This is a genomic window from Streptomyces sp. NPDC026301 (genome assembly GCF_055567935.1).
The window spans coordinates 225,070-249,788 of record NZ_JBVHPN010000010.1 but is presented as its reverse complement, the minus strand read 5'-3'; the positions used below and the strand labels follow the sequence as shown (position 1 = coordinate 249,788).

Genomic DNA, 24,719 nt, shown 5'->3' with positions numbered 1-24,719 from the left:
CCGACCCCAGTCCGACCGAAGTGAGGTCACAGGCTCTCAGCCGCCGACTGATCCTCGAAGAGGAGGATCGATACGAGGGGAGTGGCGCAGGTGCCGACGATGCTCGATGCCGTGGTGATCGGAGCCGGACCGAACGGCCTGACCGCGGCGGTCGAACTGGCCCGCCGGGGCATGTCCGTCGAGGTCTTCGAAGCGCGGGACACGATCGGCGGTGGCGCGCGTACGGAGGAGCTGACGCTCCCCGGCTTCCGGCACGACCCGTGCGCGGCCGTGCATCCGACCGGGATCGGCTCGCCCGCCTTCCGCGACCTCCCCCTGGAGCGCTACGGCCTGGAGTGGCTGCACCCCGAACTGCCCATGGCGCACCCCTTCCCGGACGGCAGCGCCGCCGTGCTGTCCCGCTCCGTGGGCGAGACCGCGCGGTCCTTCGGCGTCCGCGACGCCGGCCCGTACCGCCGCCTGGTCGACCCCTTCCGCGGCAAGTGGGACACGCTCGCGCGCGACATGATGCGCGGCGTCCTCGAAGGGTTCCCGCGCGACCCGGTGACCCTCGCCCGCTTCGGCCTGGCCGGCATCCCGCCGGTGGCCGTGCTGAACCGCCGCTTCCACGACGAGAAGGCGCGCGCCGTCTTCGCCGGCTGCGCGGCGCACGTCATCCACCCGCTCACCGGCATCGCCACCGGCGCCATCGCCCTGACTTTCATGCTGGCGGCGCACGCGTACGGCTGGCCCATCGCCCGCGGCGGCTCCCAGGCCATCCCGGACGCGCTCGCCGGGTACCTCCGTGACCAGGGCGGCGTGATCCACACGGACTACGAGGTCAAGCGACTGGACGACCTGCCGCCCGCCCGCGCGTACATCTTCGACACCTCGCCGACGGCGCTGGCCCGCATCGCGGGGCTCGGCAACGCCTTCAGCTCGTACCGCTACGGCCCCTCCGCCTTCAAGATCGACTATGCGCTGTCCGGACCCGTCCCGTGGACCTCCGAGGAGGCGCGCCGCGCCGGTACGGTCCATGTCGGCCCCACCGAGGGCGACATCGGCCGCGCGCTGCGCGACGCCCACGAGGGCCGCGCCCCCGAGCGCCCGTTCCTCATCACCTCGCAGCCCAGCCTGATCGACCCCTCCCGCGCCCCCGAGGGCAAGCACACCTTCTGGGCGTACGGCCACGCCCCCAACGGCTGGACGGGCGACCTCACCGACGCCATCGAGCGCCAGCTGGAACGCTTCGCCCCCGGCTTCCGCGACCTCGTACTGGCCCGCGCGACCGCCGGCCCGCCCGAACTGGCCGCACGCAACGCCAACTACGTCGGCGGCGACATCGGCGTCGGCGCCTTCTCCGGCCTCCAGACCCTGCTCCGCCCCAAGCCCCGCCGCATCCCGTACACCACCACCCACCCCGCCGTCTTCCTCTGCTCCTCGGCCACCCCACCGGGCGGCGGCGTCCACGGCATGTGCGGCCACAACGCGGCAAAGGCCGCCTGGCGCCGCATCAGGGAGACCCGGGGCTGAGCGGCGCGCGGATGCGCCATGATGCCCGTAGGTCCGGCAACGCCGGCACTCCGCACTCGGGATGCTCAGCCCGGCCGAGTGCAAGATGCGCGCAATGCCGTTGACGTAAGGAACCCAGCAAGCCAACTCCACGAATCTCGGGGCAGACACCGGAATATCCACCCGTACCGGGACACGTCAATATCCACCAGGCGGACGCCATATTTATCTGGATATCCCGATGGTCGCTCCGAAGCGCAGGGTGGAAATGAGTCAGTAGTTGGTCGTCGGGTTCGCCGAGTTCGAAGGCATGTAGCCCAGCGTGGGGCGGGGGCCGCTATTTCGAGTGCGCGGTTCAGGTGCTCCGGCCGGGAAGTGGCGGCTTCGGCTTCCACTCATTTAACATGTCTCGCTCGGCCTGTTCATTGCACAGTCCGCGCCTGCAAGTGCCACACCGGGGGGAATCTTGTCCGATTTGTACGTCGACTATGCCATGCTGAAGCGAGTGCGGCGCAACATGGCTCACATCGGAGAGGTGCTCGACAAGCCTGCGCGAGCCATGGAAAAGGTGGACGCGAAGGCTATGGGGGCGGCCGAGCTGGAGCGACGCATGGACGAGTTCGGCGATGAGTGGTCCTACGGCTTCGGGCAACTGCGTAAGTTCACCAAGGGTGCCGTGGAAGCGCTCGACCAGATCCAGAAGAAGTTCGACGATATGGACAGGGATCTGGCGGCGGCGCTTTCGAAGGCGGCGAAGAAGAAGTGAGCGCACCGACGGTCGACGATTTTCCCATTCTAGGATTTGTGCCGTGCCCCGGCGACTACGAAATAGCCAAGGATGTCGCCAGGCAGGTCCGTGGAACTGCCGAAGCCCTCGGTGAGATTTCCCGGGTACTGAAGGGTGCGGATCAAGGTGAATGGCGCGGGAAAGCGGCTGATTCGTTCCGTGCCTTGCTGGCCGACGATTTCCGCCCCAAGGTCGCTGAGGCGTACAGCGCATTCTCTACGGCAAGGAATGTGCTCGGCGACTGGGCTGAATACATGCACAGTCACCAGAAGCGTGCACGTGCCCTCGAGTCCGAGGCACACGACATCAAGAAGTCTGACGCCGAGAAGGACGGTAAGGGCGGGTCCGGCGAAGGGAAAGGCGCATCGTCCGGCTCAGGCGACGACGCCCTTGCCGATGTCAAGCGTCGCGCCCGCGAACTGCACGCCGCGTACGAGGAGGAAGGTGCCAGGTCCGCCTCCCGCCTGAAGAAGGCGCTCGATGAAGCGCCCAACGAACCCGGGTTCTGGGAGAAGTTGGGTGATACGGTCGGTGACGCCCTGGAAGACCTGGCGGATGCCGTCATGGATCCGATGGGCACGCTCAAAGAGCTGGCGCCGCTGTTCAAGACCCTCGGTGATGTCGCCGGATTCCTCAGCACGGTCACCGGATTCCTCGCGCTGGTGCCCGGTCTGCAGTTCCTGGGGGCTGCTTCCCTGGCGCTCGCGGGTGTCGCGCTCGTGGCGCACTACCTGTCTGCGGTCGGTACGACCGGTAGTTTCGTGAAGGCTCTGGCCACCAAGGACGTCATTCTCGACGCGGTCGGCTTCGGACTCGGCAAGGTCGGCGCACGGTTGGGCGACGAGATACTCAGCGCAGCCAAGGCGAGCGGGCAGCAGCCGAGGATGGTCAAGCAGCTCGGCGGGCTGTTGGCGGCGCAGGAAGTACCACAGGGTTACTTCCAGTTCGCCAGAGGTACGGCGCGGGCGGCCGACGGAGCCGAGTACTCCATGGGGCACAGCGAATTCGTCATGCGGACCGGCCAGTACTTCACCACCTGGACCGGCGATGCCTTCACCGCTGAAGGCTCACAGGACTCCATCGAAACCGCAGGCAAGCTCCTGAAGTGGGACTTCGGCCCGCTGACCAACAAGGACACGGTGGCGCCATGGGCAAACTAGCCGCTGGACGAGTCCACTTGTACACACCAGGTGACTGGTTCGATCTGCTGGCCGACAGCCCGGATCGCGAAGCCACCCGGTCCCGGTGTGCCGAGCTCGTCCGACTCACCTATCCGGATGTGGCGGCCACGCGACGTGCGGAATTCACAGACGCTCTGTTGCAGTGGCACGACACGCTCTACGCCGATGGCGTGCTGATGTACGGGATCATCACTGCTCCGCTGCCGAGCACCGGCGCGCAGGCGGCCTGGCAGATCTACGCGGGTGTCGTCGAGGTTCCGGACAACCCCAGCGACCTCGATCTGGGGGAGCTGATGACCAAGCTGTTCGCCGAGAACTACCATGCCGCGCCGTCCTACACCGAGGCGTACACCACCGACATGGGCATGGGCTTCGGCTTTGTCGCCCAGCCGTTCCTGCCCGTCCCGGAAGGACCCGGCCCCGTCCCGGAAGGACCCGGCCACGTCCCGGAAGGACTCGGCGAAGGCGTCGGCGTGCCTTCGGTGCCCATCGGACTTGCCGGTGCGCTGGCCTGTCCTTCGGAGGGTGGCAGAGGACTGCTGGTCATCGGCACCAGCCTGGCTGCCGACCAGGCGTGGGAGCTGGCCGGTCTCGTGGCGGTAATCGGTGGGCGGTCCGTCTTCGCGGACAGTCAGTAGTCGGCGGAACCGGCAGAGCGTACACACAGCAGAAGACGTAAAGGAGTACCTCATGACCACCGCGGACAGCCTCGCGGCGGCCCGGCGAAGGCGGGGCGAGCCGTATCCGGCGCCTGAACCCGTCCAGGCGTATCCGAACCGAGCTGCCCTGTTGCGGGAACGGGCGCAGGCTCTCGAATCTCTGGTGCGCGAGGACTTCTCCCGGCTGCGTGGGCTCGGCTTTCTGGGCTGCGCAGCACTACTGGTGGCCGCGGTCGCGCTCGGCGCGGGCAGTGTGACGGACGCGGTGCAGGCGGGTGCCGACGGCGAGGGCGGGCGGTTGGGGCAGAACTTGCTCGGCTTCGCCGGGACCGTTGTGATTGCAGGCGCCGCGCTGCTGGGATTGCGGTCCATCCGGTCGCGGGACCGGCTGCGGTGGCAGCGCATCCGGGCCTGGTACGTGCTGGAGCGTATCCCCGCGGCCCGCGCTCTGCCGGCAGGTGACATACCGGCCGAGTTGGAGCCGGCGGATCAGCGTCCCCGGGTTCTCGACCGCTACGTCCGCGACCGCGGCCTGCACCTGCGTGGCAACCTCGGCGGCATCGCGGTCCTCGCCTGTGCCGTCTTCTTCCTGGTCGTCCTGGCGAACGGAGACACGGCCTCCTCGACCACGGTCATGGGTGCCACCGCTCTGTTCACCGCCGGGGCGCTGGCCTGGCAGGTCACGGCGAAGTACGCCCGACGCTACCGCTGGTCCGGCGAGCGGGAGTCCGCACAGGGAACGGAACGCAACCGCGGGATTTTCCGGGAGCGCCTCACCGTGCCGGAGGCCGGTGAGCCGTCCGGTACAAATCGGTCCTACCGTGTCGTCGCCCTCATGATCGCCCCGACCGTCGTCGTCCTCGGCGCGGTCTGTATGGTCCGCCCGCGCACCGCGGCCAACCTCGGGGTCGCCGCAGCCGGGGCGCTGGGCATCGTCATCCTGCTGCTGCCCTTCGTCCTGGTGGCACGCCTGCGTGAACGCCGGGCCCGGCGCGCGGCGGCCCGCACCGCAGAGGCGGCCCTCCCCGCCGGGACCGCCCCGTACGCAGTGAGCTTCGGCCTGAACGAGGACGTAGCCCATGACACGGAAGCAGCCACCTGGGACCGCGGCCCCGCCCGAGCCGGCGCCGCAGCACTGACCGCCTCGGCCATCCACCTGCGCGGCCCAGCCGGCGAAGCCCTGGACATCGCCCTGGCCGACGTCCTCGGCGCGGTGCACTCCGCCCCGGCCCCCTGGCTGGGCGACGGCTCACTGGACCTGCATCTGCACTCGGGTGAGGCCATCGAGCTTTGCACACCCCAGCACAGGCAGTTGGCGACCGGTCTGGCCTCGGCGGGTGTTCGGGTGCTGCGGGCCTAGTTTTGGGACAGCCCGCTGGATAGCGCGCATCAGGGCGAACGAAGGTTCTGACCGGGATCCGGTCGGGACCTTCGTCGTCGTCCGGTCTCGGTTCTGGTCCCGGATGCGACCCTGCGGCGGCCGCGTCCGCTGCGCCATGATGCCCGTATGAGCAAGGCCGAGTACGAGTACGAGTACGACGAGGGCGTGCGGTTGACGCTCGTCCTTGGGGACATCACCGAGCAGGACGTGGACGCCGTCGTGAATGCCGCCAACTCCTCGCTGCTGGGCGGCGGGGGAGTGGACGGGGCGATCCACCGGCGGGGCGGGCCGCGGATCCTGGAGGAGTGCCGGGCGCTGCGCGCGTCGCGGTACGGGCGCGGGCTGCCCACCGGGCAGGCGGTGGCGACCACGGCGGGCGCGCTGCCGGCCCGTTGGGTCGTGCACACGGTCGGGCCGGTGTACTCACGCGAGGAGGACCGGTCCGCGCTGCTCGCGTCCTGCTATCGCGAGTCGCTGGGGGTGGCGGTGGGGCTCGGTGCCCGTACGGTCGCCTTCCCGGCGATCTCGACGGGCGTGTACGGGTGGCCGCTGGACGACGGCGCGCGGATCGCCGTGCGGACGGTGCGTGAGGTGATCGCCCGCGGCATAGGTCCGCTGGACGAGGTCCGCTTCGTCGTCTTCGACGACCGGGGGCAGGAGGCGTTCGCGGCGGCGCTGGAGGCGTGAACGGGCGCCGGGGCCGGTCACGGAGGCCGGGTGCGATCGCGGAAGCCGGGTGCGGACGCGGAAGCCGCGGGTCGGTGGCCGGTGGCCGGTGGCTCACGTCCATGTCGGATTCTCGCCAGCCACCGGGCGCCGCCTGCGAAATCCTTGAGACATGCACACCGACACCGAGCGGTGCGTACGCGCCGTGCAGTCCAAGGACGCCCGCTTCGACGGGTGGTTCTTCACCGCCGTCACCACGACGAAGATCTACTGCCGGCCCAGCTGCCCGGTGGTACCTCCCAAGCCCGCCAACATGCGTTTCTACCCCAGCGCCGCCGCCGCGCAGCAGGCCGGCTTCCGTGCCTGCAAGCGGTGCCGGCCCGACGCCAGCCCCGGCTCCCCGCAGTGGAACGAGCGGGCCGACGCGGTCGCGCGGGCCATGCGGCTGATCGGCGACGGCGTCGTGGACCGGGACGGGGTGCCGGGCCTGGCCGCGCGGCTGGGCTACAGCCCGCGCCAGGTCGAGCGCCAGCTGCTGGCCGAGCTGGGCGCCGGGCCGCTGGCCCTCGCCCGGGCCCAGCGCGCGCAGACCGCCCGGCTGCTCATCGAGACCAGCGCGCTGCCGATGGCGGAGATCGCGTTCGCCGCCGGGTTCGCCAGTATTCGGACCTTCAACGACATCGTGCGGGAGGTCTTCGCGCTGTCGCCGAGCGAGCTGCGGCAGCGCGCCCGGCCGGTCGCCGCTCGCGCAGAAGACGCTCGCGCAGAAGACGCTCGCCCCGAAGGCGCACCGGCGCTCACCACCCTCGCCCTCCGCCTCCCCTTCCGTAAGCCGCTGTGCCCCGACAACCTCTTCGGGCACCTCGCCGCCACCGCCGTCCCCGGCGTGGAGGAGTGGCGGGACGGCGCGTACCGCCGCACCCTGCGCCTCCCGTACGGACACGGCATCGTGGCGCTCACCCCGCGCCCCGACCACATCGACTGCCGGCTGTCCCTGACCGACCTGCGCGACCTGGCCGGGGCCATCGCGCGCTGCCGCCGGATGCTCGACCTGGACGCCGACCCCGAGGCGGTCGACGCGCTGCTGGCGGACGATCCGGTACTGGCGCCGCTGATCGCCAAGGCGCCGGGGCGGCGGGTGCCGCGCACCGTGGACGCGGACGAGTTCGCCGTACGGGCGGTGATCGGGCAGCAGGTGTCGACGGCGGCGGCGCGTACGCACGCGGGGCGGCTGGCCGCGGCGTACGGGGAGCGGATCGAGGACCCCGAGGGGGGCCTCACCCACCTCTTCCCGAGCGCGGCCGCGCTGGCGGAGCTGGACCCGGAGACCCTCGCGATGCCGCGCACCCGGCGCGCCACGCTCACCGGCCTGGTCGCCGCGCTGGCCGACGGGGACCTCCAGCTCGGCCCCGGCAGCGACCGCGAGCGGGCCCGCGCCCGCCTCGCCGAACTGCCCGGCTTCGGGCCCTGGACCATCGAGTGCATCGCGATGCGGGCGCTCGGCGACCCCGACGCGTTCACCGCCACCGACCTCGGCGTGCGCCGCGCGGCACAGGGCCTGGGGCTGCCCGGCACGCCGGCCGCGCTGGTCGCCCGGGCCGCCGCCTGGCGCCCCTGGCGCGCGTACGCGGTCCAGTACCTCTGGGCCACGGACGACCACCCGATCAACCACCTCCCCGCCAAGTGAGGGAAGCACCATGCCTGTTCACACGCATGAGGGAAACACCCTGCCGGTTCACACCCACGCCACCCACGCCACCCACGCCACCCACGCCACCCACGCCGTCATGACCGGCACGCCCGTCGGGCCGCTCACGCTGGTCGCCCGGGACGGCGCGCTCACCGGCCTGTACATGACCGATCAGCGGCACCGGCCGCCGCAGGAGACCTTCGGGCACCCGGAGGAGCCGGCGGCCGAGCCCTTCGCCACCGCGATCCGGCAGCTGCGGGCGTACTTCGCCGGCGAGCTGACCGCCTTCGACCTGCCGCTCCGGCTCGACGGGACGCCGTTCCAGCGGCGCGTGTGGGCGGCGCTGTGCGAGATCCCGTACGGCGGCACCGTCTCGTACGGCGAGCTGGCCGACCGGCTCGGCAAGCCGTCGGCCGCCCGCGCGGTCGGGCTGGCCAACGGCAAGAACCCGATCGGCATCATCGTGCCCTGCCACCGCGTCGTCGGCGCGGGCGGCGGCCTGACCGGCTACGGCGGCGGCCTGGACCGCAAGCGCCATCTGCTGGACTTCGAGCGGGAGGTGGCGACGGCAGCGTGACGGTGGCCGCGTCGGCCGCGCGATGGCGGGCGCGGGCTACGCCGGGCGCCGGGGCGGTACGCCGTCCTCCAGCTCGGCGGGCCCGTGGCCGTCCGCCAACGCGTCCAGCGCGGCGCGCAGCCGCAGTCCCATCGGCCCGTCCACATAGCCGCCCAGCTCCGCCGGGTCCACCAGGCGCCAGGAGAGCAGCTCCTCCTCCTGGAGCCGGATCGCGGCGAGCCGCGTCTCGTCCAGTACCCCGCCGTCGAAGAGGTACGACACCAGCGGCGGCCGCTCCTTGCCGCGCACCCAGTCAACGGCCAGCAGCCGGCCCGGCTCGATGTCCAGGCCGATCTCCTCGGCGGTCTCCCGGCGGGCCGCCTGCCGCGGCGACTCGCCCTGGTCGGACTCCACCGTCCCGCCGGGCAGGATCCAGGTGTCCTTGTAGTTGGGCTCGACGAGCAGGACGCGTCCGGCCGCGTCGCGGAAAATGGTGCCGGCGCCCGCGAGCACCCGGGGCAGGCTTGCGATGTAAGCGGCGTAATCCAAGGTCATGTTCGGGATCCTAGGAGACCCGTCGGACACCTCCGGCCTCATTCGACCTCGTCCGGCACGTGCGGTACGGATGTTCAGGTGTCAGGGCAGCCGGCCGCCAGCCGGTACGTCCGCTCGGCCAGTTCGCTGATCCGTACGCCGTCGAAGCCGAAGACGGCGGTGCGCAGGCGGTCGTGGAGCGGCTCCGTCCACTGGGGCGGGATCGCCGCCGCGCCGCACAGCACGCCCGCCACCGAGCCGGCCGTCGCGCCGTTGGAGTCGGTGTCCAGGCCGCCGCGTACGGTCAGCGCGATCGTGGAGGTGAAGTCGCCCTCGCCGTAGAGCAGTCCGGCGGTGAGCACGGCGGCGTTGCGGACCACGTGGATCCAGTGCAGGTGGCCGACCTCGCGCTCCATCTCGGTGAGCGTGTCCGACCAGCCGACGCCCGACTCGTACAGCGCCGCGGTGTGCCGGACCGTGCGGGCCAGCTTGCTGCCCGCGGGGATACGGGCGAGTGCCGCGTCGACGGCCTCGCGCGGCCCGCTCGCCTCGAACGCCGCGGCGATCAGCGCGGCCGCCCACATCGCGCCGTAGACGCCGTTGCCGGTGTGCGAGAGGACCGCGTCCCTGCGGGCCAGCGCGGCCGCCCGGCGGGGCTGCCCGGGGGACACCCAGCCGTACACGTCCGCCCTGATCAGCGCGCCGATCCACTCCTGGTACGGATTGTCGGTGGTGGCGGCGAGCGGGGGCTGGATGCCGGTGGCGAGGTTGCGGTACGCGGCCCGCTCGGCGGTGAAGGTCTGCAGGTACGGCAGCCGGCGCAGCCAGAGGGTGCCGAGCTGTTCGGTGGTGAAGTCCGTGCCGTGGGTCTCCAGCAGGTCCAGTACGAGCACGGAGTAGTCGATGTCGTCGTCGCGGCAGCTGCCGTCGACCCGGCCGCGTACGCACGCTCGCCATTCGGGGCGCAGCCAGGACTCCTCGGGGCCGGGCGGCGGGGGCGGTGCGGGGAGGTAGTCAGTGAGCGGCAGTGCGCCGGTCCGGCGCAGGTACTGGTCGATGCGCTCGCGGGTCCACAGGTCGCCGTGCTCGATGGGCTTGCCCAGCATGTTCCCGGCGATCCGGCCGAGCCAGCCGCCGTGTATCCGGTCGGCGAGGCCGGGCGGCCGGGCGGCGGCTGCGGGCCCACTGTTCTGCGACGGCGTCATGGCTCCAGGTGTACCGAAGTGCGGGGCGGCGTGAACAGGCACAACACGCCGATCTGGGAGCGCGAATATCCGCTTCGCGGTATCGTAAATCCGCTTCCCGGAAAACGTCACTCTGTTCTCCGGGTTCCGCGCCGGATAGGGTCACACCGGCGCGACGGCCAGTTCGGAAGCAAGGGGAAACAGGGTGGCGGACGCAGCAAGGACAGACACAGCACACGTGCTGATCGCCGCGGACAAGTTCAAGGGCTCGCTGACGGCCGTCCAGGTCGCCGAGCACGTCACGGCGGGCCTGCGGCGTGCCGTACCGGGCCTCTCCGTGGCGGCCGTCCCGGTCGCGGACGGCGGCGACGGCACGGTCGCGGCGGCGCTGGCCGCCGGTTTCACCCGGCACGAGGCGCGGGTCACCGGACCCACCGGCACGCCCGTCACGGCCACGTTCGCGCTGCGCGCCGACGGTACGGCCGTGGTGGAGATGGCCGAGGCGTCGGGCCTGCAGCACCTGCCGGACGGCGTCTTCGCGCCGCTGACGGCCACCACGTACGGCACCGGCGAGCTGCTGCTGGCCGCGCTGGACGCGGGCGCGCGCAGCATCGTCTTCGGCGTGGGCGGCAGCGCCACGAACGACGGCGGCGCGGGGATGCTCGCGGCGCTCGGCGCGCGCTTCCTGGACCGGGCGGGGGAGCCGGTCGCGCCGGGCGGCGGGCCGCTCGCGACCCTCGCGACCGCCGACCTGAGCGGCCTCGACGCGCGGCTGGCCGGCACGGAGATCGTGCTGGCCAGCGACGTGGACAACCCACTGACCGGCCCGAAGGGCGCGCCCGCGGTCTACGGCCCGCAGAAGGGCGCGAGCGAGGCGGACGTCGCCACGCTGGACGCGGCGCTGGCGCATTACGCGAAGGTGCTGGAAGCGGCGGTGGGGCCGAAGGCGGCCTCGTACGCGGTGGCGCCCGGCGCGGGCGCGGCGGGCGGCATCGGGTACGGCGCGCTGGTCGGGCTGGGCGCGACGTTCCGGCCCGGCATCGACGTCATGCTCGACGTGCTCGGGTTCGGCCCGGCGCTGGAGCGCGCCACATTCGTGATTACCGGCGAGGGCTCGCTGGACGAGCAGACGCTGCACGGGAAGGCACCGGCGGGCGTGGCCGCGGCGGCGCGCGCCCGCGGCCTGGCCGTCGTGGCGGTCTGCGGCCGCCTGCTCCTTCCGCCGTCGGCGCTCCTCCAGGCCGGAATCGAGCGGGCGTACCCCTTGACGGCCCTGGAGCCGGACCCGGCCCGCTGCATGGCCGAGGCGGGCCCGCTCCTGGAGCAGGCGGCAGAATCCCTGGCGCGGGACTTCCTGGCGTAGCCAAATCAAGCCCCTCCGGCCAAATCAAGCCCCTTCGGCGATTGAGGAGCGGGGTCCGGGGCAGAGCCCCGTGCGTACGGCCCGCAGGGCGGGGCCGGGCCTGGGGAAGGATGCCCCGGACCCGCCCCTTCCCGAAACCGGGGCTGCGCCCCTGGACCCCGATCGCCCTCCGGGCTCGTCCTCAAACGCCGGACGGGCTGGATATGCGGAAGGCCCGGTACGAACGCAAGGTTCGTACCGGGCCTTCCGTACGTCGGCCACCCGCCGCCGGAACTACGGCAGCTGCGCTGCCCGCGCCTCGCGGCGGTTGTCGCGGAACGTGTTCACCCGGCGGGCCGTCGCGAAGAGCGGGATCATCGCGCCCGTCACGACCTGCAGCGCGCAGCCGGTCTGCAGGAGCAGCTGGCCGGCCGGCGCGTCCAGCGCCCACGCCGCGAGCATGCCCATGCTCAGCACGATCCAGGAGAGCATCGCCACCGCGAGCCGCCCGCGCGGCTTCGGGTACTCCACCCGGCTCACCATCAGCCACGCCACGCCGATGATCGCGAGCAGCGTCGGCAGGAACGGCAGCTCCAGCAGCACGATCGCCACGACGGTCAGCGCCCCGAAGGGGCTCGGCATGCCCTGGAACATGCCGTTCGGCACCGTCACGCAGGAGAAGCGGGCGAGGCGGAGGATCACCGCCAGCAGCACCACCACCGCCGCGACCACCGAGACCCGCTGGTTCGCGTCCTGGGCGACCATGCCCCAGGTCACCACGAAGTACGCGGGCGCCAGGCCGAAGCTGATCAGGTCGGAGAGGTTGTCGAGCTCGGCCCCCATCGCCGAGGCCCGCAGCTTGCGCGCGACCAGCCCGTCGAACAGGTCGAAGACCGACGCGAGCAGCATCAGGATCACGGCCATCGCGGCGCTGTGCCGCGCCATGCCGCCGTCCTCCGTGCCCGTGAGGTGCGGGATCAGGACGCCGGTGGTCGTGAAGTAGACGGCCATGAAGCCGCAGATCGCGTTGCCGAGGGTGAGCGTGTCCGCTATCGACAGCCGCGTCGACAGCGGCATGTCGTCGTCCTCCTCCTCGGCCGCCCAGCCCGCCTGGGTATCGGGATCAATCACGGTCAAGACGAGTCACCCCCGCTGTGGTGGCCTGGCCGACCTCGACCGCGGCCTCGACGCCCTCGGGCAGGTACACGTCCACACGCGAGCCGAAGCGGATCAGACCGATGCGCTCGCCCTGCTCGACCTTGGTGCCCTCCGGGACGTACGGAACGATGCGGCGGGCCACCGCACCGGCGATCTGCACCATCTCCACGTCACCGAGCTCGGTGTCGAAGTGCCAGACGACCCGCTCGTTGTTCTCGCTCTCCTTGTTGAACGCCGGGACGAAGCCGCCGGGGATGTGCTCGACGGACGTGACCGTGCCGGCCAGCGGGGCGCGGTTCACGTGGACGTTCAGCGGGCTCATGAAGATCGCGACGCGGGTGCGCCCGTCCTTCCACGGCATGATGCTCTGCACCACGCCGTCGGCCGGGGAGATGACGCGGCCCTGAGCGATGTCGCGCTCGGGGTCGCGGAAGAACCACAGCATGCCCGCCGCCAGAGCGGTGGCGGGCACGGCGACGGCGGCCCAGCGTCCCGAGCGCCGGGAGCGGGCCAGGCTGACCGCTGCCGTCGCGACGGTCGGCAGGAGCCACGGCGACGCTCCGCGCGCGAGGCGGACGCGACCGCGGTGTGCAGAGGATTGGCTGTGGGGCATGGATGACCTTCGTAGCGGAGGATGCCGCGTAGGAATGGGGGACGGCGGCTTTCCGGGGATGCTATCGGGTGCGAGCGGCAACTGGCCAAGAGCCAACGCCAATCCGTGGCCGAAGTCCGGTCACGGGGTGTGATCTTCTTCTCGAAGAAAACACCCCGAAACGGACATTCACCCCTGGATGCGGTACTCCTCCAGTAGCCGGCGCCCGATGATCATTTTCTGGATCTCAGCGGTACCTTCACCGATGAGCAACATGGGCGCCTCGCGGTACAGGCGTTCGATTTCATATTCCTTGGAGAAGCCGTAACCGCCGTGGATGCGGAAGGCGTCCTCCACGACCTCCTTGCAGTACTCGGAGGCGAGGTACTTCGCCATGCCCGCCTCCAGGTCATTCCGCTGGCCGGAGTCCTTCTTGCGGGCGGCGTTGACCATCATCGCATGGGCCGCTTCGACCTTTGTCGCCATTTCGGCCAATTTGAACTGGATGGCCTGATGCTTTGCGATCGGTTTGCCGAAGGTGTGCCGCTGCTGGGCATAGTCCACGCCCAGTTCGAACGCACGCTGCGCGACGCCACAGCCACGCGCCGCGACATTCACCCGGCCGACCTCGACGCCGTCCATCATGTGATAGAAACCACGTCCGGTCTCGCCGCCGAGCACGCGGTTCGCCGGGATCCGGAGGTCCTGCATGATGAGCTCGGTCGTGTCGACGCCCTTGTAGCCCATCTTCTCGATCTTGCCGGGGATGGTGAGTCCCGGGCGGACCTCGCCGAAGCCGGGCTCCTTCTCCACGAGGAAGGTCGTCATCGACTTGTGCGGGGCCGTGCCCTCGGGGTGGCCCTCGTCCGTCTTGCAGAGGACCGCGACCAGCGTGGACGAACCGCCGTTCGTCAGCCACATCTTCTGACCATTGAGGACGTACTCGTCGCCGTCCTTCACACCCTTGGACGAGATCGCCGACACGTCCGAGCCGAGCGCCGGCTCCGACATCGAGAAGGCGCCCCGTATCTCACCGGCCGCCATCTTCGGCAGGAAGTAGTCCTTCTGCTCCTGCGTGCCGTGCTGCTTGAGCATGTAGGCGACGATGAAATGGGTGTTGATGATGCCGGACACCGACATCCAGCCGCGGGCGATCTCCTCGACCGTCAGGGCGTACGTCAGCAGCGACTCGCCGAGACCGCCGTACTCCTCGGGGATCATCAGCCCGAAGACGCCGAGCTCCTTGAGCCCCTCGACGATCTGCGTCGGGTACTCGTCCTTGTGCTCCAGCCCGGTCGCGACCGGAAGGATCTCCTTGTCCACGAAATCGCGGACGGTGGAGAGGATTTCCCGCTGGATGTCCGTCAGACCCTCGGTCTGTGCCAGGCGCGCCATCGCTACTTCTCCTTGACCTGAAGCTCGGGGCGGCCGGGCTGCTCGCCGCCGCGCTCCTTGATGTACGTGGCCGTCGGCACCATCACCTTGCGCCGGAAGACGCAGACGAGCGTGCCGTCCTGCTTGTAGCCCTTGGTCTCGACGTACACGATGCCGCGGTCGTTCTTCGACCTCGACGGCGTCTTGTCCAGCACGGTCGTCTCGCCGTAGATCGTGTCGCCGTGGAAGGTCGGCGCCACGTGCTTGAGCGACTCGATCTCCAGGTTGGCGATGGCCTTCCCGGACACGTCCGGCACGGACATGCCGAGCAGGAGCGAGTAGATGTAGTTCCCGACCACCACGTTCTTGCCGAAGTCGGTCGTGGACTCGGCGTAATTGCTGTCCATGTGGAGCGGGTGGTGGTTCATGGTGAGCAGACAGAAGAGGTGGTCGTCGTACTCGGTGACCGTCTTGCCGGGCCAGTGCTTGTACACGTCCCCGACGGTGAACTCTTCGTAGGTGCGGCCGAACTGCATCTCAGGCCTCCGGGGCTTCGAACTTGGACGTGCGCTGCATGCCTGCGGCACGCCCCTTGCCCGAGATGACGAGCGCCATCTTGCGGCTGGCCTCGTCGATCATCTCGTCGCCGAGCATCGCGGAGCCCTTCTTGCCGCCCGCCTCGGACGTGCAGTACTCGTACGCGTCCAGGATCAGCTCGGCGTGGTCGAAGTCCTCCTGGGAGGGCGAGAAGACCTCGTTGGCGGCGTCGACCTGGCCGGGGTGCAGCACCCACTTGCCGTCGAAGCCGAGAGCGGCGGCGCGGTTCGCGACCTCGCGGTAGCCGTCGACGTTCTTGATCTGGAGGTAAGGACCGTCGATCGCCTGGAGGTTGTTGGCGCGGGCGGCCATCAGGATCTTCATCAGGATGAAGTGGTAGGCGTCGGCCGGGTAGCCGGGCGGCTGCTCGCCGACGACCAGGGACTTCATGTTGATGGAGGCCATGAAGTCGGCCGGGCCGAAGATGATCGTCTCGACGCGCGGGGAGGCCTGCGCGATCGCGTTGACGTTGTTGAGGCCCTGGGCGTTCTCGATCTGCGCCTCGATGCCGATCTTGCCGACCTCGAAGCCCATCGTCTTCTCGATCTGGGTCAGCAGGAAGTCGAGCGCCACGACCTGGTCGGCGCTCTGCACCTTCGGCAGCATGATGCAGTCGAGGTTCTGGCCCGCGCCCTCGACGACGGTCACGACGTCGCGGTACGTCCACTCGGTCGTCCAGTCGTTGACCCGCACGACGCGCGTCTTGCCCGTCCAGTCGCCCTCGTTGAGGAACTTGACGATGGTGTGCCGGGCCTCCGGCTTGGCCAGCGGCGCGCAGGCGTCCTCCAAGTCCAGAAAGACCTGGTCGGCGGCCAGGCCCTGGGCCTTCTCCAGGAAGCGCGGGTTGCTGCCGGGCACCGCGAGGCAGGAGCGGCGCGGACGCAGACGGTTCACGGGACCGTTCACGGGGCTGGTCATGCGGGGACCTCCAGGGGATCGAGCTTGTTCGCGGTACGGATCTCGTCGACGATACGGCCGATGATCTCCGTGATACCGAAGTCCTTCGGGGTGAAAACGGCGGCGACACCGGCCTCGCGCAGCGCTGCCGCGTCCGCCGAGGGGATGATGCCGCCGACGATGACGGGCATGTCGTCCACGCCCGTGCGGCGCAGCCGGGCGAGCACGTCCGGCACCAGCTCGGCGTGCGAGCCGGAGAGGATGGACAGGCCGACGCAGTGCACGTCCTCGGCGACGGCCGCCGAGACGATCTGCTCGGGCGTCAGCCGGATGCCCTGGTAGACCACTTCGAAGCCGGCGTCGCGGGCCCGTACGGCGATCTGCTCGGCGCCGTTGCTGTGCCCGTCCAGGCCGGGCTTGCCGACCAGGAGGCGCAGCTTGCCGCTGCCGAGCTCTGCGGCGGTGCGGGCGACCTTCTCGCGGACGGCCGCGAGCGGGGTGCCCTGCTCGGCGGCGACCGCCAGCGGGGCGCTGGAGACGCCCGTGGGCGCCCGGAACTCACCGAAGACGTCCCGGAGGGCCCAGGCCCACTCCCCGGTCGTCACACCGGCCCTGGCGCACTCCAGAGTGGCCGCGAAGAGGTTGGTGTCCCCGGCCGCCGCCTTCTTCAGCGCCGACAGGGCCTCCTGCGCCCGGTGCTCGTCCCGGGAGTCGCGCCACTCGTGCAGCGCCTGCACCACCCGCGCCTCGTTCTCCGGGTCGACCGTCATGATGGCGGTGTCCAGGTCGGCGGTGAGCGGGTTGGGCTCGGTGGACTCGTAGCAGTTGACGCCGACGATCTTCTCCTCGCCGGCCTCGATCCGGCCGCGCCGCTCCGCGTGCGAGGCGACCAGCTGCGACTTCAGGTAGCCGGACTCCACGGCGGCCATCGCGCCGCCCATCTCCTGGATCCGGTCGATCTCGGCCAGGCACTCCTCGACCAGCGCGTCCACCTTGGCCTCGATGACGTGCGACCCGGCGAAGATGTCCTCGTACTCCAGCAGGTCCGACTCGTGCGCGAGGACCTGCTGGATACGGAGGCTCCACTGCTGGTCCCAGGGGCGGGGCAGGCCCAGCGCCTCGTTCCAGGCGGGCAGCTGCACGGCGCGGGCGCGGGCGTCCTTGGAGAGCGTGACGGCCAGCATTTCGAGGACGATCCGCTGGACGTTGTTCTCGGGCTGCGCCTCGGTCAGGCCCAGAGAGTTGACCTGGACGCCGTACCGGAAGCGGCGCTGCTTGGGGTTCTCGATGCCGTACCGCTCGCGGGTGATCTTGTCCCAGATGCGGCCGAAGGCGCGCATCTTGCACATCTCCTCGACGAAGCGGACGCCCGCGTTCACGAAGAAGGAGATCCGCGCGACCACGTCACCGAACTTCTCGGGCGGCACCTGCCCGGAGTCCCGTACGGCGTCCAGCACCGCGACGGCGGTGGACATCGCGTACGCGATCTCCTGCACCGGCGTGGCCCCGGCCTCCTGCAGGTGGTAGCTGCAGATGTTGATCGGGTTCCACTTCGGGATATGGGCGACCGTGTACGTGATCATGTCGGTGGTCAGCCGGAGACTCGGTCCCGGCGGGAAGACGTGCGTCCCGCGCGACAGGTACTCCTTCACGATGTCGTTCTGCGTGGTCCCGGACAGCTTGGTGATGTCCGCGCCCTGCTCCTCGGCGACCACCTCGTACAGCGCCAGCAGCCACATGGCGGTGGCGTTGATGGTCATCGAGGTGTTCATCTGCTCCAGCGGGATGTCCTGGAACAGCCGGCGCATGTCGCCGAGGTGGGAGACCGGGACCCCGACCCGCCCGACCTCGCCGCGGGCGAGGACGTGGTCGGGGTCGTAACCGGTCTGCGTCGGGAGGTCGAACGCGACCGACAGGCCGGTCTGGCCCTTGGCGAGGTTACGCCGGTACAGCTCGTTGGACGCCTCGGCGGTCGAGTGTCCCGCGTATGTCCGCATCAGCCACGGACGATCCTTCTGACGCTCAGTCATGAGTGTGGTCTCCCAGACGTTTCCGTCGTTCCGTCGGCTCAGACGTTCCGGAAGCGATTGATGGCGTCGATGTGCTTCGCGCGCTTCTCGTGGTCGCGCACGCCCATGCCCTCCTCGGGGGCCAGCGCGAGGACGCCGACCTTGCCCTGGTGGAGGTTGCGGTGCACGTCGTACGCGGCCTGGCCGGTCTCCTCCAGGGAGTACGTCTTCGACAGCGTCGGGTGGATCTTGCCCTTGGCGATCAGGCGGTTGGCCTCCCACGCCTCGCGGTAGTTGGCGAAGTGCGAGCCGATGATGCGCTTCAGCGACATCCACAGGTAGCGGTTGTCGTACTCGTGCATGTAGCCCGAGGTCGAGGCGCAGGTGGTGATCGTGCCGCCCTTGCGGGTGACGTAGACCGATGCGCCGAAGGTCTCGCGGCCGGGGTGCTCGAAGACGATGTCGATGTCCTCGCCGCCGGTCAGCTCGCGGATGCGCTTGCCGAAGCGCTTCCACTCCTTCGGGTCCTGGGTGCTCTCGTCCTTCCAGAACTTGTAGCCCTCGGCCTTGCGGTCGATGATCGCCTCGGCGCCCATCTTCCGGCAGATCTCCGCCTTGTCCTCGCTGGAGACGACGCAGATCGGGTTGGCGCCGCCGGCCAGCGCGAACTGGGTGGCGTAGGAGCCCAGGCCGCCGGAGGCGCCCCAGATGAGGACGTTGTCGCCCTGCTTCATGCCGGCGCCGTTGCGGGAGACCAGCTGGCGGTACGCGGTGGAGTTCACCAGGCCGGGGGCCGCCGCCTCCTCCCAGGTCAGGTGGTCCGGCTTGGGCATCAGCTGGTTGGACTTCACGAGCGCGATCTCGGCGAGGCCACCGAAGTTGGTCTCGAAGCCCCAGATGCGCTGCTCGGGGTCGAGCATCGTGTCGTTGTGGCCGTCGGAGGACTCCAGCTCCACCGAGAGGCAGTGCGCGACGACCTCGTCGCCGGGGTGCCAGGAGTTCACGCCGGGGCCGGTACGCAGCACGACGCCGGCCAGGTCGGAGCCGATGACGTGGTACGGCAGGTCGTGGCGCTTGCTGAGCGGCGACATCTTGCCGTACCGCTCCAGGAAGGAGAAGGTCGACACCGGCTCGAAGATCGAGGTCCAGACGGAGTTGTAGTTGACCGAGGACGCCATGACGGCGACCAGGGCCTCGCCCGGGCCGAGCTCCGGCACCGGCACCTCTTCGAGGTGCAGCGACTTGCGCGGGTCCTTGTCCCGGCTGGCGAGGCCGGCGAACATCTCGGCCTCGTCCTTGTGCACGGTGATCGCGCGGTACGACTCGGGGATGGACAGGTTCGCGAAGTCTTCGCGCTTGCTGTCGGGTGCGACGATCGCATCCAGAATGTGGTTCACGGTATGCCTCCGGCGAAGCACGCTTGGGGAACGGCTGAGGGAACGTCGGGGGTGGTGCGAAGGCGGTGCCGTCGGTTCGGCTGTGTGGTGCTCGGCAGGCGCGGGTGTGCGCGGGAGGTTGCCTGTGACGCAGGCATCCGGGCGCGCGGACCAGTGGTTCGCGGGGACAACCGGTACGCCGAAGATCGGGTGTACCGGCCGCCCGGACAACATCAACGTATGACACCGCGTGCCAGCCGACAAGGCACTCGGTGCCAACAATTTCTCTCAGATGTCATCCATGCGGCACGCATGAGCAACATAAATCACCGCGAAAGCGGACGATCCGCCGCGGTTGAGGGTGGCACGTGACGTTTGTTACTCGTGGGTCGCACAGCAAGGCGCCGCCATGTCCAGGACATGACGGCGCCTTGCTGTGCGACCCGCTGTTCAGTTCTTGTGCTCGCGCAGCGCCTTCTGGATCGTGCGCATGACCTCGCTGAGCGGGGCGTCCGTACGGGCCACCGTCACCAGCACCTCGCCCTCCCGGTCCGCCGTCGCGGCGGGCGGCGGGGTCGCGGGCGTACGCCCTGCGCCGATGCCCGTGCCGAACGTCTCGCGGACGATCGCGAAAGCGTGGTCGAGCTGCGTCTCCACGTCCCCCTGCGCGCCGGCCCGCAGCCAGCGCCGCAGTACGTGGTTGTGCGCGGTGACCACCGCGGAAGCGGCGACCTCGGCGAGCAGCGGGTCGTCGTTGCCCTCGCGGTGCGCGCCCTCGTCGAAGTGACCCAGCAGGTAGCGCGTGAAGAGGCGTTCGTACCGGGCCACCGAGGCGATCTCCGCCTCGCGCAGCGTGGGCACCTCGCGGGTCAGGCGGTAGCGGGCCACCGCCACGGCCGGCGAGGCCGCGTACATCCGCATGACCTCTTTGATGCCGCGGCACACCGTGTCCAGCGGGTTCTCGTGCGCGGGCGCCGCGTCCAGCACCGCCTCGGCCCGTACGAGGGTGTCGTCGTGGTCGGGGAAGATCGCCTCTTCCTTGGAGCGGAAGTGGCGGAAGAACGTCCGCCGCGCGACGCCCGCCGCCGCGGCGATCTCGTCGACGGTCGTCGCTTCGTAGCCCTTGGTCGCGAACAGCTCCATCGCCGCCGCCGCCAATTCGCGGCGCATCTTGAGCCGCTGGGCGGCCGCGCGGCGCGAGCCGGGCGTGGGGGTGTCGGGACCGTCTGAAGGCTGCGTACGAGCGGGCTGGGACATGTGGGGACGGTACTTCATAATCCCGCGGCCTGCGCCATTCGCCCGGGGGGCGGGCGGCCGGGAGGCCGCCGACGGGCCGCCTCCCGGTTCGAGCAGCCCGCCCCAGCCGCCCCCGGCGTCAGCGCTTGGCGTACTCACGGAAGCCGCGGCCGGTCTTGCGGCCGAGGCAGCCCGCGGCGACGAGGTGCTCCAGGAGCGTCGCGGGGGCCAGGCCCGGGTCGCGGAACTCCTGGTGCAGCACCTTCTCGATGGCCAGCGAGACGTCCAGGCCCACCACGTCGAGCAGTTCGAACGGGCCCATCGGATAGCCGCCGCCCAGCTTCATCGCGGCGTCGATGTCGTCCGGCGAGGCGTAGTGCTCCTGGACCATCTTCACCGCGTTGTTCAGGTACGGGAACAGCAGCGCGTTCACGATGAAGCCCGCCCGGTCGCCGCAGTCCACCGGGTGCTTGCGGACCTTGGCGCACACCGCGCGCACCGTCGCGTGCACGTCGTCGGCCGTCAGGACCGTCCGCACGACCTCCACCAGCTTCATGGCGGGCGCCGGGTTGAAGAAGTGCATCCCGATGACGTCCTGCGGGCGCGAGGTGGCCCGCGCACAGGCCACGACCGGCAGCGAGGAGGTCGTGGTGGCCAGCACCGCGCCCGGCTTGCAGATCTTGTCCAGCGTCCCGAACAGCTGCTGCTTGATCTCCAGGTCCTCGGCCACCGCCTCGACGGCCAGGTCCACCTCGGCGAAGGCGTCCAGCGAGTCCGCCGGCGTGATCGCCGCGAGCGCCGCGTCCCGGGCCTCCTCGGTCATCCGGCCCTTGGCCACCGACCGGCCCAGCGACTTCTCGATCCGGGCCTTGGCCTTCTCCGCCTTCTCCTGGCTGCGCGCGGCCAGCACGACCTGGAAGCCGGACTTCGCGAAGACCTCCGCGATGCCGCTCGCCATCGTCCCGGAACCGGCCACGCCGACGCTGCGCACGGTGCGCGAGCCGGCCTGCTCGTGCTGGTCGGCGGGGGTCTCGGCGTCCGGCACGACGGCGTCGCTGCCGGGCGTCTCGTACGTGTAGAAGCCGCGGCCCGCCTTGCGGCCCGTCAGCCCCGCCTCGGCGAGCTGGCCGAGGATGGGCGCCGGCGCGTGCAGCCGGTCGTGCGAGGCCGCGTACATCGCCTGCAGGACGGTACGGGCGGTGTCGATGCCAATGAGGTCCAGCAGCGCGAGCGGCCCCATGGGCAGCCCGCAGCCCAGGCGCATCGCCGCGTCGATGTCCTCACGGGTCGCGTACTTCGACTCGTACATCGCGGCGGCCTGGTTCAGGTATCCGAAGAGCAGGCCGTCGGCGACGAAGCCGGGGCGGTCGCCCACCGCGATCGGGTCCTTGCCCAGCTCGCGGGCCAGCTCGGTGACGGCGGCCACGGCCGTGGGCGCGGTCAGCACGGAGGAGGCCACCTCGACCAGCTTCATGGCCGGCGCGGGGTTGAAGAAGTGCAGACCGAGCACGCGCTCGGGGTGCTGGGAGTCGGCGGCCAGCCGGGTCACCGAGAGGGAGTTGGTGCCGGTGGCCAGCACGGTGTCCGGGCGGACGATGCCGTCCAGGGCCGTGATGATCTGCCGCTTGAGCTCGTAGTCCTCCGGCACCACCTCGATGACGAGGTCGGCCTCCGCGGCGGCCTGCAGATCGGAGAAGGTGCGGAAGCGGGCCAGCACGTCGGCCCGCTCGCGCTCGGTGATCCGCTCGCGGCGCACGGCACGGGCGGTGGAGGCCTCCAGCGCGGTGACCGAGCGGCGGACCGCGGCGTCGTCGATGTCGATGCCGATGACCTCGCGGCCGGCGCGGGCGAGCACCTCGGCGATGCCGGTACCCATCGTGCCGAGACCGACGACGGCGACGGTGGCGATGCCGGATGCGGCGGTGGCGGGGGACAGGGTCGAATCAGGGGTGGACGAGAGGCCCATCGCGAGACTCCTGAGGGTGTTCCCCTGCGGGCAGGGGAGAAGTGACGACTGAGGGGAGCGCACACGCGGTCGACGCGGTCGAGGGGCGCGTACGGAGGGAGCTGCGCGGCGGACCCTGTCCCGGGGTCACTGCCGGTCACTCGGCTGTGTGTCGTGCTGTGCGGTGCCGAACCGACTTCACTCATGGCGGCTGCGTCACCAGGCCGCCGGAGCAGGGGTGCTGCTCGTGCCAGCAGATTAACTCGCGGGTAACGGCAAGCGCCAGGGGGAAAAGGGGGAATTAATCTGTGGCGCGGGCCACGCCGAGGCAGCGGGGGAGGAGCACCGCAAATGGAAGACCGATTCCACGAGTTGACCGACCGAGTACGGGGCGAGCTGCGGTCGCCGGCCGATCTCGTCACCTACGAACGCCTGCTGGCCCTCGCCCGCAAGAACACCCCCGCGGGCAGAGAAGAGCTGGCCAGGATGCTCACGGCGGTCGAGCGCCCGCTCTGGACACGCGAGATCGCCGCCTTCTCCCTCGGTTGCGCCGGCGACCGTCGCGCCTTCGAGACGCTCGTCCTGCTGCTGAACTACCGCGACCCGGTCCGCTGCGCCACCGCCGCGCACGCCCTGGCCCGCCTCGGCGACCCCCGTACGGCCCGCGCCGCCGCCGCCCTCGCCACCAACCCCCTCCGCACGGCCTATGCCCTGCACCCCGTACGCCTCCTCGCCGACCTCCGCGCCCCGGAGTCCGTCCCGGCCCTGATCGCCACTCTCGAACGCCTCCTCACCCCGCACACCCCGTACTGGCGCGTCGCCCTGGCCTGCGTGGAGGGCCTCGGCGCCCTCGGCGACCCGCGCGCCGTCCCGGCCCTCACCGCGGCCCTGGACCACCCCCGCCTGGCGGCCGCGGCGGCGGCGTCCCTCGCGCGACTGGACACCGGGGCCGGCTGAGCCGGGGCCGGGGCGCGGGCTCACAGGAGGGTGAGCTGCGTGGGCGTGTCAGTGGCGGCCGGGGTGCGCTGGGGCGGGACGCGGCGGTGGGCGGCGGCGTGGGACGGGCCGATGCCGTACTCGGTGGCCAGCTCGTGGACCTGGCGGGTGATCCGCCGTTGGTACCACTTGGGGGCGTACGCGCCGCCCGCGTACAGCTGCTCGTACCGCCGCACCAGGTGCGGGTGGTGCTCGCCCAGCCAGGCCATGAACCACTCGCGGGCGCCCGGCCGGAGGTGCAGCACCAGCGGCGTCACGGAGGACGCGCCGGCCGCCGCGACGGCCCGTACGGTGGCGCGCAGCTGGTCGGGATGGTCGCCCAGGAAGGGGATGACCGGGGCCATCAGGACGCCGCATCCGATGCCGTGCCCGGTCAGGGTGCGCACCGTGTCCAGGCGGCGCTCCGGGGACGGCGTGCCGGGCTCGACCGTGCGCCACAGCTCGCGGTCCAGGAAGCCGACCGACATCGAGATGCCGACATCGGTGACCTCGGCGGCCGAGCGCAGCAGGTCCAGGTCGCGGAGGATCAGCGTGCCCTTGGTGAGGATGGAGAAGGGGTTCGCGTGCTCCCGGAGGGTCTCGATGATGCCGGGCATCAGTTGATACCGGCCCTCCGCCCGCTGGTAGCAGTCGACGTTCGTGCCCATGGCGATGTGGTCGCCGCGCCAGCGTCTGCCGGACAGCTCGCGTCTCAGCAGGTCGGGCGCGTTGACCTTCACCACGATCTGGCTGTCGAAGCCGAGGCCGGTGTCCAGGTCGAGGTAGCTGTGCGTACGCCTGGCGAAGCAGTACACGCAGGCGTGAGTGCACCCTCTGTACGGGTTTACCGTCCATTCGAACGGCATACGGGAGGCGCCCGGCACGCGGTTCACGATCGAACGGGCGCGTACCTCATGGAAGGTCACCCCGCGGAACTCCGGGGTGTCGATGGTCCGGCTGACCACGTCCGTACCGAAGAGCGCGGCCGTGCGCGGCGGGCCCGACGGGTCCGCCGTGTGCTCGCTCAGATTCTCCCAGCGCATCGCGCCTCCTCTTGGGTGGTGCCGGCCCCCGCTCGAGATAATAGAA

The 24,719-nt window shown here is 70.7% G+C and carries 22 protein-coding genes; 10 read left to right on the top strand and 12 right to left on the bottom strand.

The window, feature by feature from the left end:
- Window positions 1–99: 99 nt before the first annotated feature.
- From ACZ4MH_RS19820 to ACZ4MH_RS19785, 8 genes are all read left to right on the top strand, one after another.
- Window positions 100–1,512: a phytoene desaturase family protein gene (locus tag ACZ4MH_RS19820; RefSeq protein WP_351597344.1), complete on the top strand. Its 1,413-nt coding sequence runs from the start codon at window positions 100–102 to the stop codon at window positions 1,510–1,512.
- A gap of 445 nt (window positions 1,513–1,957) precedes the next feature.
- Entirely contained in the window at window positions 1,958–2,257 is a 300-nt protein-coding gene (locus ACZ4MH_RS19815) for a hypothetical protein (RefSeq protein ID WP_351597342.1), read from the top strand.
- Complete coding sequence (locus ACZ4MH_RS19810; protein ID WP_351597340.1) at window positions 2,254–3,438, top strand: putative T7SS-secreted protein; 1,185 nt, start codon at window positions 2,254–2,256, stop codon at window positions 3,436–3,438. The genes ACZ4MH_RS19815 and ACZ4MH_RS19810 overlap by 4 nt, the downstream gene beginning before the upstream one ends.
- Complete coding sequence (locus ACZ4MH_RS19805) at window positions 3,426–4,097, top strand: hypothetical protein (protein ID WP_351597337.1); 672 nt, start codon at window positions 3,426–3,428, stop codon at window positions 4,095–4,097. Before ACZ4MH_RS19810 ends, ACZ4MH_RS19805 begins: the two co-directional genes overlap by 13 nt.
- A gap of 52 nt (window positions 4,098–4,149) precedes the next feature.
- Entirely contained in the window at window positions 4,150–5,478 is a 1,329-nt protein-coding gene (locus tag ACZ4MH_RS19800; protein WP_351597334.1) for a hypothetical protein, read from the top strand.
- Window positions 5,479–5,625: 147 nt separating this feature from the next.
- Window positions 5,626–6,186, top strand: a complete 561-nt coding sequence (locus ACZ4MH_RS19795) for an O-acetyl-ADP-ribose deacetylase (RefSeq protein ID WP_351597331.1) — start codon at window positions 5,626–5,628, stop codon at window positions 6,184–6,186.
- A 151-nt stretch (window positions 6,187–6,337) separates the two neighbouring features.
- Window positions 6,338–7,852: an AlkA N-terminal domain-containing protein gene (locus tag ACZ4MH_RS19790; protein WP_351597328.1), complete on the top strand. Its 1,515-nt coding sequence runs from the start codon at window positions 6,338–6,340 to the stop codon at window positions 7,850–7,852.
- Between the two features lie 100 nt (window positions 7,853–7,952).
- Window positions 7,953–8,432, top strand: a complete 480-nt coding sequence (locus ACZ4MH_RS19785) for a methylated-DNA--[protein]-cysteine S-methyltransferase (RefSeq protein WP_351597362.1) — start codon at window positions 7,953–7,955, stop codon at window positions 8,430–8,432.
- A 36-nt stretch (window positions 8,433–8,468) separates the two neighbouring features.
- Here the strand turns inward: ACZ4MH_RS19785 and ACZ4MH_RS19780 are convergent, their stop codons facing one another.
- Entirely contained in the window at window positions 8,469–8,966 is a 498-nt protein-coding gene (locus ACZ4MH_RS19780; RefSeq protein ID WP_351597325.1) for an NUDIX hydrolase, read from the bottom strand.
- 74 nt (window positions 8,967–9,040) lie between these two features.
- Window positions 9,041–10,150 (bottom strand): ADP-ribosylglycohydrolase family protein, encoded by a 1,110-nt coding sequence (locus tag ACZ4MH_RS19775; RefSeq protein ID WP_351597322.1) that lies wholly within the window; start codon window positions 10,148–10,150, stop codon window positions 9,041–9,043.
- Window positions 10,151–10,367: 217 nt separating this feature from the next.
- Here ACZ4MH_RS19775 and ACZ4MH_RS19770 point away from each other — a divergent pair, with 217 nt between their 5' ends.
- Window positions 10,368–11,492 (top strand): glycerate kinase, encoded by a 1,125-nt coding sequence (locus ACZ4MH_RS19770; protein WP_351597319.1) that lies wholly within the window; start codon window positions 10,368–10,370, stop codon window positions 11,490–11,492.
- Between the two features lie 273 nt (window positions 11,493–11,765).
- On the opposite strand, the gene pssA is transcribed toward ACZ4MH_RS19770, so the two are convergent.
- The 9 genes from pssA to ACZ4MH_RS19725 all read right to left on the bottom strand — a co-directional run bounded on the left by pssA (window position 11,766) and on the right by ACZ4MH_RS19725 (window position 22,676).
- Window positions 11,766–12,608, bottom strand: a complete 843-nt coding sequence (pssA, locus tag ACZ4MH_RS19765) for a CDP-diacylglycerol--serine O-phosphatidyltransferase (RefSeq protein ID WP_351597316.1) — start codon at window positions 12,606–12,608, stop codon at window positions 11,766–11,768.
- Window positions 12,595–13,242: a phosphatidylserine decarboxylase gene (locus ACZ4MH_RS19760; RefSeq protein ID WP_351597313.1), complete on the bottom strand. Its 648-nt coding sequence runs from the start codon at window positions 13,240–13,242 to the stop codon at window positions 12,595–12,597. Before ACZ4MH_RS19760 ends, pssA begins: the two co-directional genes overlap by 14 nt.
- A gap of 168 nt (window positions 13,243–13,410) precedes the next feature.
- Complete coding sequence (locus ACZ4MH_RS19755; protein ID WP_351597311.1) at window positions 13,411–14,616, bottom strand: acyl-CoA dehydrogenase family protein; 1,206 nt, start codon at window positions 14,614–14,616, stop codon at window positions 13,411–13,413.
- 2 nt (window positions 14,617–14,618) lie between these two features.
- On the bottom strand, window positions 14,619–15,131 hold the full coding sequence (locus ACZ4MH_RS19750) for a MaoC family dehydratase (RefSeq protein WP_351597308.1): 513 nt from the start codon (window positions 15,129–15,131) through the stop codon (window positions 14,619–14,621).
- 1 nt (window position 15,132) lies between these two features.
- On the bottom strand, window positions 15,133–16,110 hold the full coding sequence (locus ACZ4MH_RS19745) for an HpcH/HpaI aldolase/citrate lyase family protein (protein ID WP_351597305.1): 978 nt from the start codon (window positions 16,108–16,110) through the stop codon (window positions 15,133–15,135).
- Window positions 16,107–18,119 carry a protein meaA gene (locus ACZ4MH_RS19740; protein WP_351597302.1) on the bottom strand — a complete coding sequence of 671 codons (2,013 nt, stop codon included), beginning with the start codon at window positions 18,117–18,119 and terminating at the stop codon, window positions 16,107–16,109. Before ACZ4MH_RS19740 ends, ACZ4MH_RS19745 begins: the two co-directional genes overlap by 4 nt.
- Before the next feature lie 38 nt (window positions 18,120–18,157).
- Window positions 18,158–19,495: a crotonyl-CoA carboxylase/reductase gene (gene ccrA / locus ACZ4MH_RS19735; protein ID WP_351597300.1), complete on the bottom strand. Its 1,338-nt coding sequence runs from the start codon at window positions 19,493–19,495 to the stop codon at window positions 18,158–18,160.
- Between the two features lie 429 nt (window positions 19,496–19,924).
- The gene (locus tag ACZ4MH_RS19730; RefSeq protein ID WP_351597297.1) at window positions 19,925–20,731 is read right to left on the bottom strand and encodes a TetR family transcriptional regulator; all 807 of its coding nucleotides are present in this window, start codon (window positions 20,729–20,731) and stop codon (window positions 19,925–19,927) included.
- Between the two features lie 118 nt (window positions 20,732–20,849).
- The gene (locus ACZ4MH_RS19725; protein ID WP_351597294.1) at window positions 20,850–22,676 is read right to left on the bottom strand and encodes a 3-hydroxyacyl-CoA dehydrogenase family protein; all 1,827 of its coding nucleotides are present in this window, start codon (window positions 22,674–22,676) and stop codon (window positions 20,850–20,852) included.
- A gap of 330 nt (window positions 22,677–23,006) precedes the next feature.
- Here ACZ4MH_RS19725 and ACZ4MH_RS19720 point away from each other — a divergent pair, with 330 nt between their 5' ends.
- Entirely contained in the window at window positions 23,007–23,612 is a 606-nt protein-coding gene (locus tag ACZ4MH_RS19720) for a HEAT repeat domain-containing protein (RefSeq protein ID WP_351597291.1), read from the top strand.
- Between the two features lie 20 nt (window positions 23,613–23,632).
- Here the strand turns inward: ACZ4MH_RS19720 and ACZ4MH_RS19715 are convergent, their stop codons facing one another.
- The gene (locus ACZ4MH_RS19715) at window positions 23,633–24,673 is read right to left on the bottom strand and encodes an Rv2578c family radical SAM protein (RefSeq protein ID WP_351596614.1); all 1,041 of its coding nucleotides are present in this window, start codon (window positions 24,671–24,673) and stop codon (window positions 23,633–23,635) included.
- Between the last annotated feature and the right edge of the window lie 46 nt (window positions 24,674–24,719).

Coding starts and splice junctions, on each gene's coding strand:
- ACZ4MH_RS19725 (WP_351597294.1), bottom strand. CDS start 22,676: ATGGGCCTCTCGTCCACCCCTGATTCGACCCTGTCCCCCGCCACCGCC.
- ACZ4MH_RS19795 (WP_351597331.1), top strand. CDS start 5,626: ATGAGCAAGGCCGAGTACGAGTACGAGTACGACGAGGGCGTGCGGTTG.
- ACZ4MH_RS19780 (WP_351597325.1), bottom strand. CDS start 8,966: ATGACCTTGGATTACGCCGCTTACATCGCAAGCCTGCCCCGGGTGCTC.
- ACZ4MH_RS19800 (WP_351597334.1), top strand. CDS start 4,150: ATGACCACCGCGGACAGCCTCGCGGCGGCCCGGCGAAGGCGGGGCGAG.
- ACZ4MH_RS19730 (WP_351597297.1), bottom strand. CDS start 20,731: ATGTCCCAGCCCGCTCGTACGCAGCCTTCAGACGGTCCCGACACCCCC.
- ACZ4MH_RS19755 (WP_351597311.1), bottom strand. CDS start 14,616: ATGGCGCGCCTGGCACAGACCGAGGGTCTGACGGACATCCAGCGGGAA.
- ACZ4MH_RS19820 (WP_351597344.1), top strand. CDS start 100: ATGCTCGATGCCGTGGTGATCGGAGCCGGACCGAACGGCCTGACCGCG.
- ACZ4MH_RS19745 (WP_351597305.1), bottom strand. CDS start 16,110: ATGACCAGCCCCGTGAACGGTCCCGTGAACCGTCTGCGTCCGCGCCGC.
- ACZ4MH_RS19715 (WP_351596614.1), bottom strand. CDS start 24,673: ATGCGCTGGGAGAATCTGAGCGAGCACACGGCGGACCCGTCGGGCCCG.
- ACZ4MH_RS19805 (WP_351597337.1), top strand. CDS start 3,426: ATGGGCAAACTAGCCGCTGGACGAGTCCACTTGTACACACCAGGTGAC.
- ACZ4MH_RS19785 (WP_351597362.1), top strand. CDS start 7,953: ATGACCGGCACGCCCGTCGGGCCGCTCACGCTGGTCGCCCGGGACGGC.
- ACZ4MH_RS19790 (WP_351597328.1), top strand. CDS start 6,338: ATGCACACCGACACCGAGCGGTGCGTACGCGCCGTGCAGTCCAAGGAC.
- ACZ4MH_RS19720 (WP_351597291.1), top strand. CDS start 23,007: ATGGAAGACCGATTCCACGAGTTGACCGACCGAGTACGGGGCGAGCTG.
- ACZ4MH_RS19775 (WP_351597322.1), bottom strand. CDS start 10,150: ATGACGCCGTCGCAGAACAGTGGGCCCGCAGCCGCCGCCCGGCCGCCC.
- ACZ4MH_RS19740 (WP_351597302.1), bottom strand. CDS start 18,119: ATGACTGAGCGTCAGAAGGATCGTCCGTGGCTGATGCGGACATACGCG.
- ACZ4MH_RS19760 (WP_351597313.1), bottom strand. CDS start 13,242: ATGCCCCACAGCCAATCCTCTGCACACCGCGGTCGCGTCCGCCTCGCG.
- ACZ4MH_RS19750 (WP_351597308.1), bottom strand. CDS start 15,131: ATGCAGTTCGGCCGCACCTACGAAGAGTTCACCGTCGGGGACGTGTAC.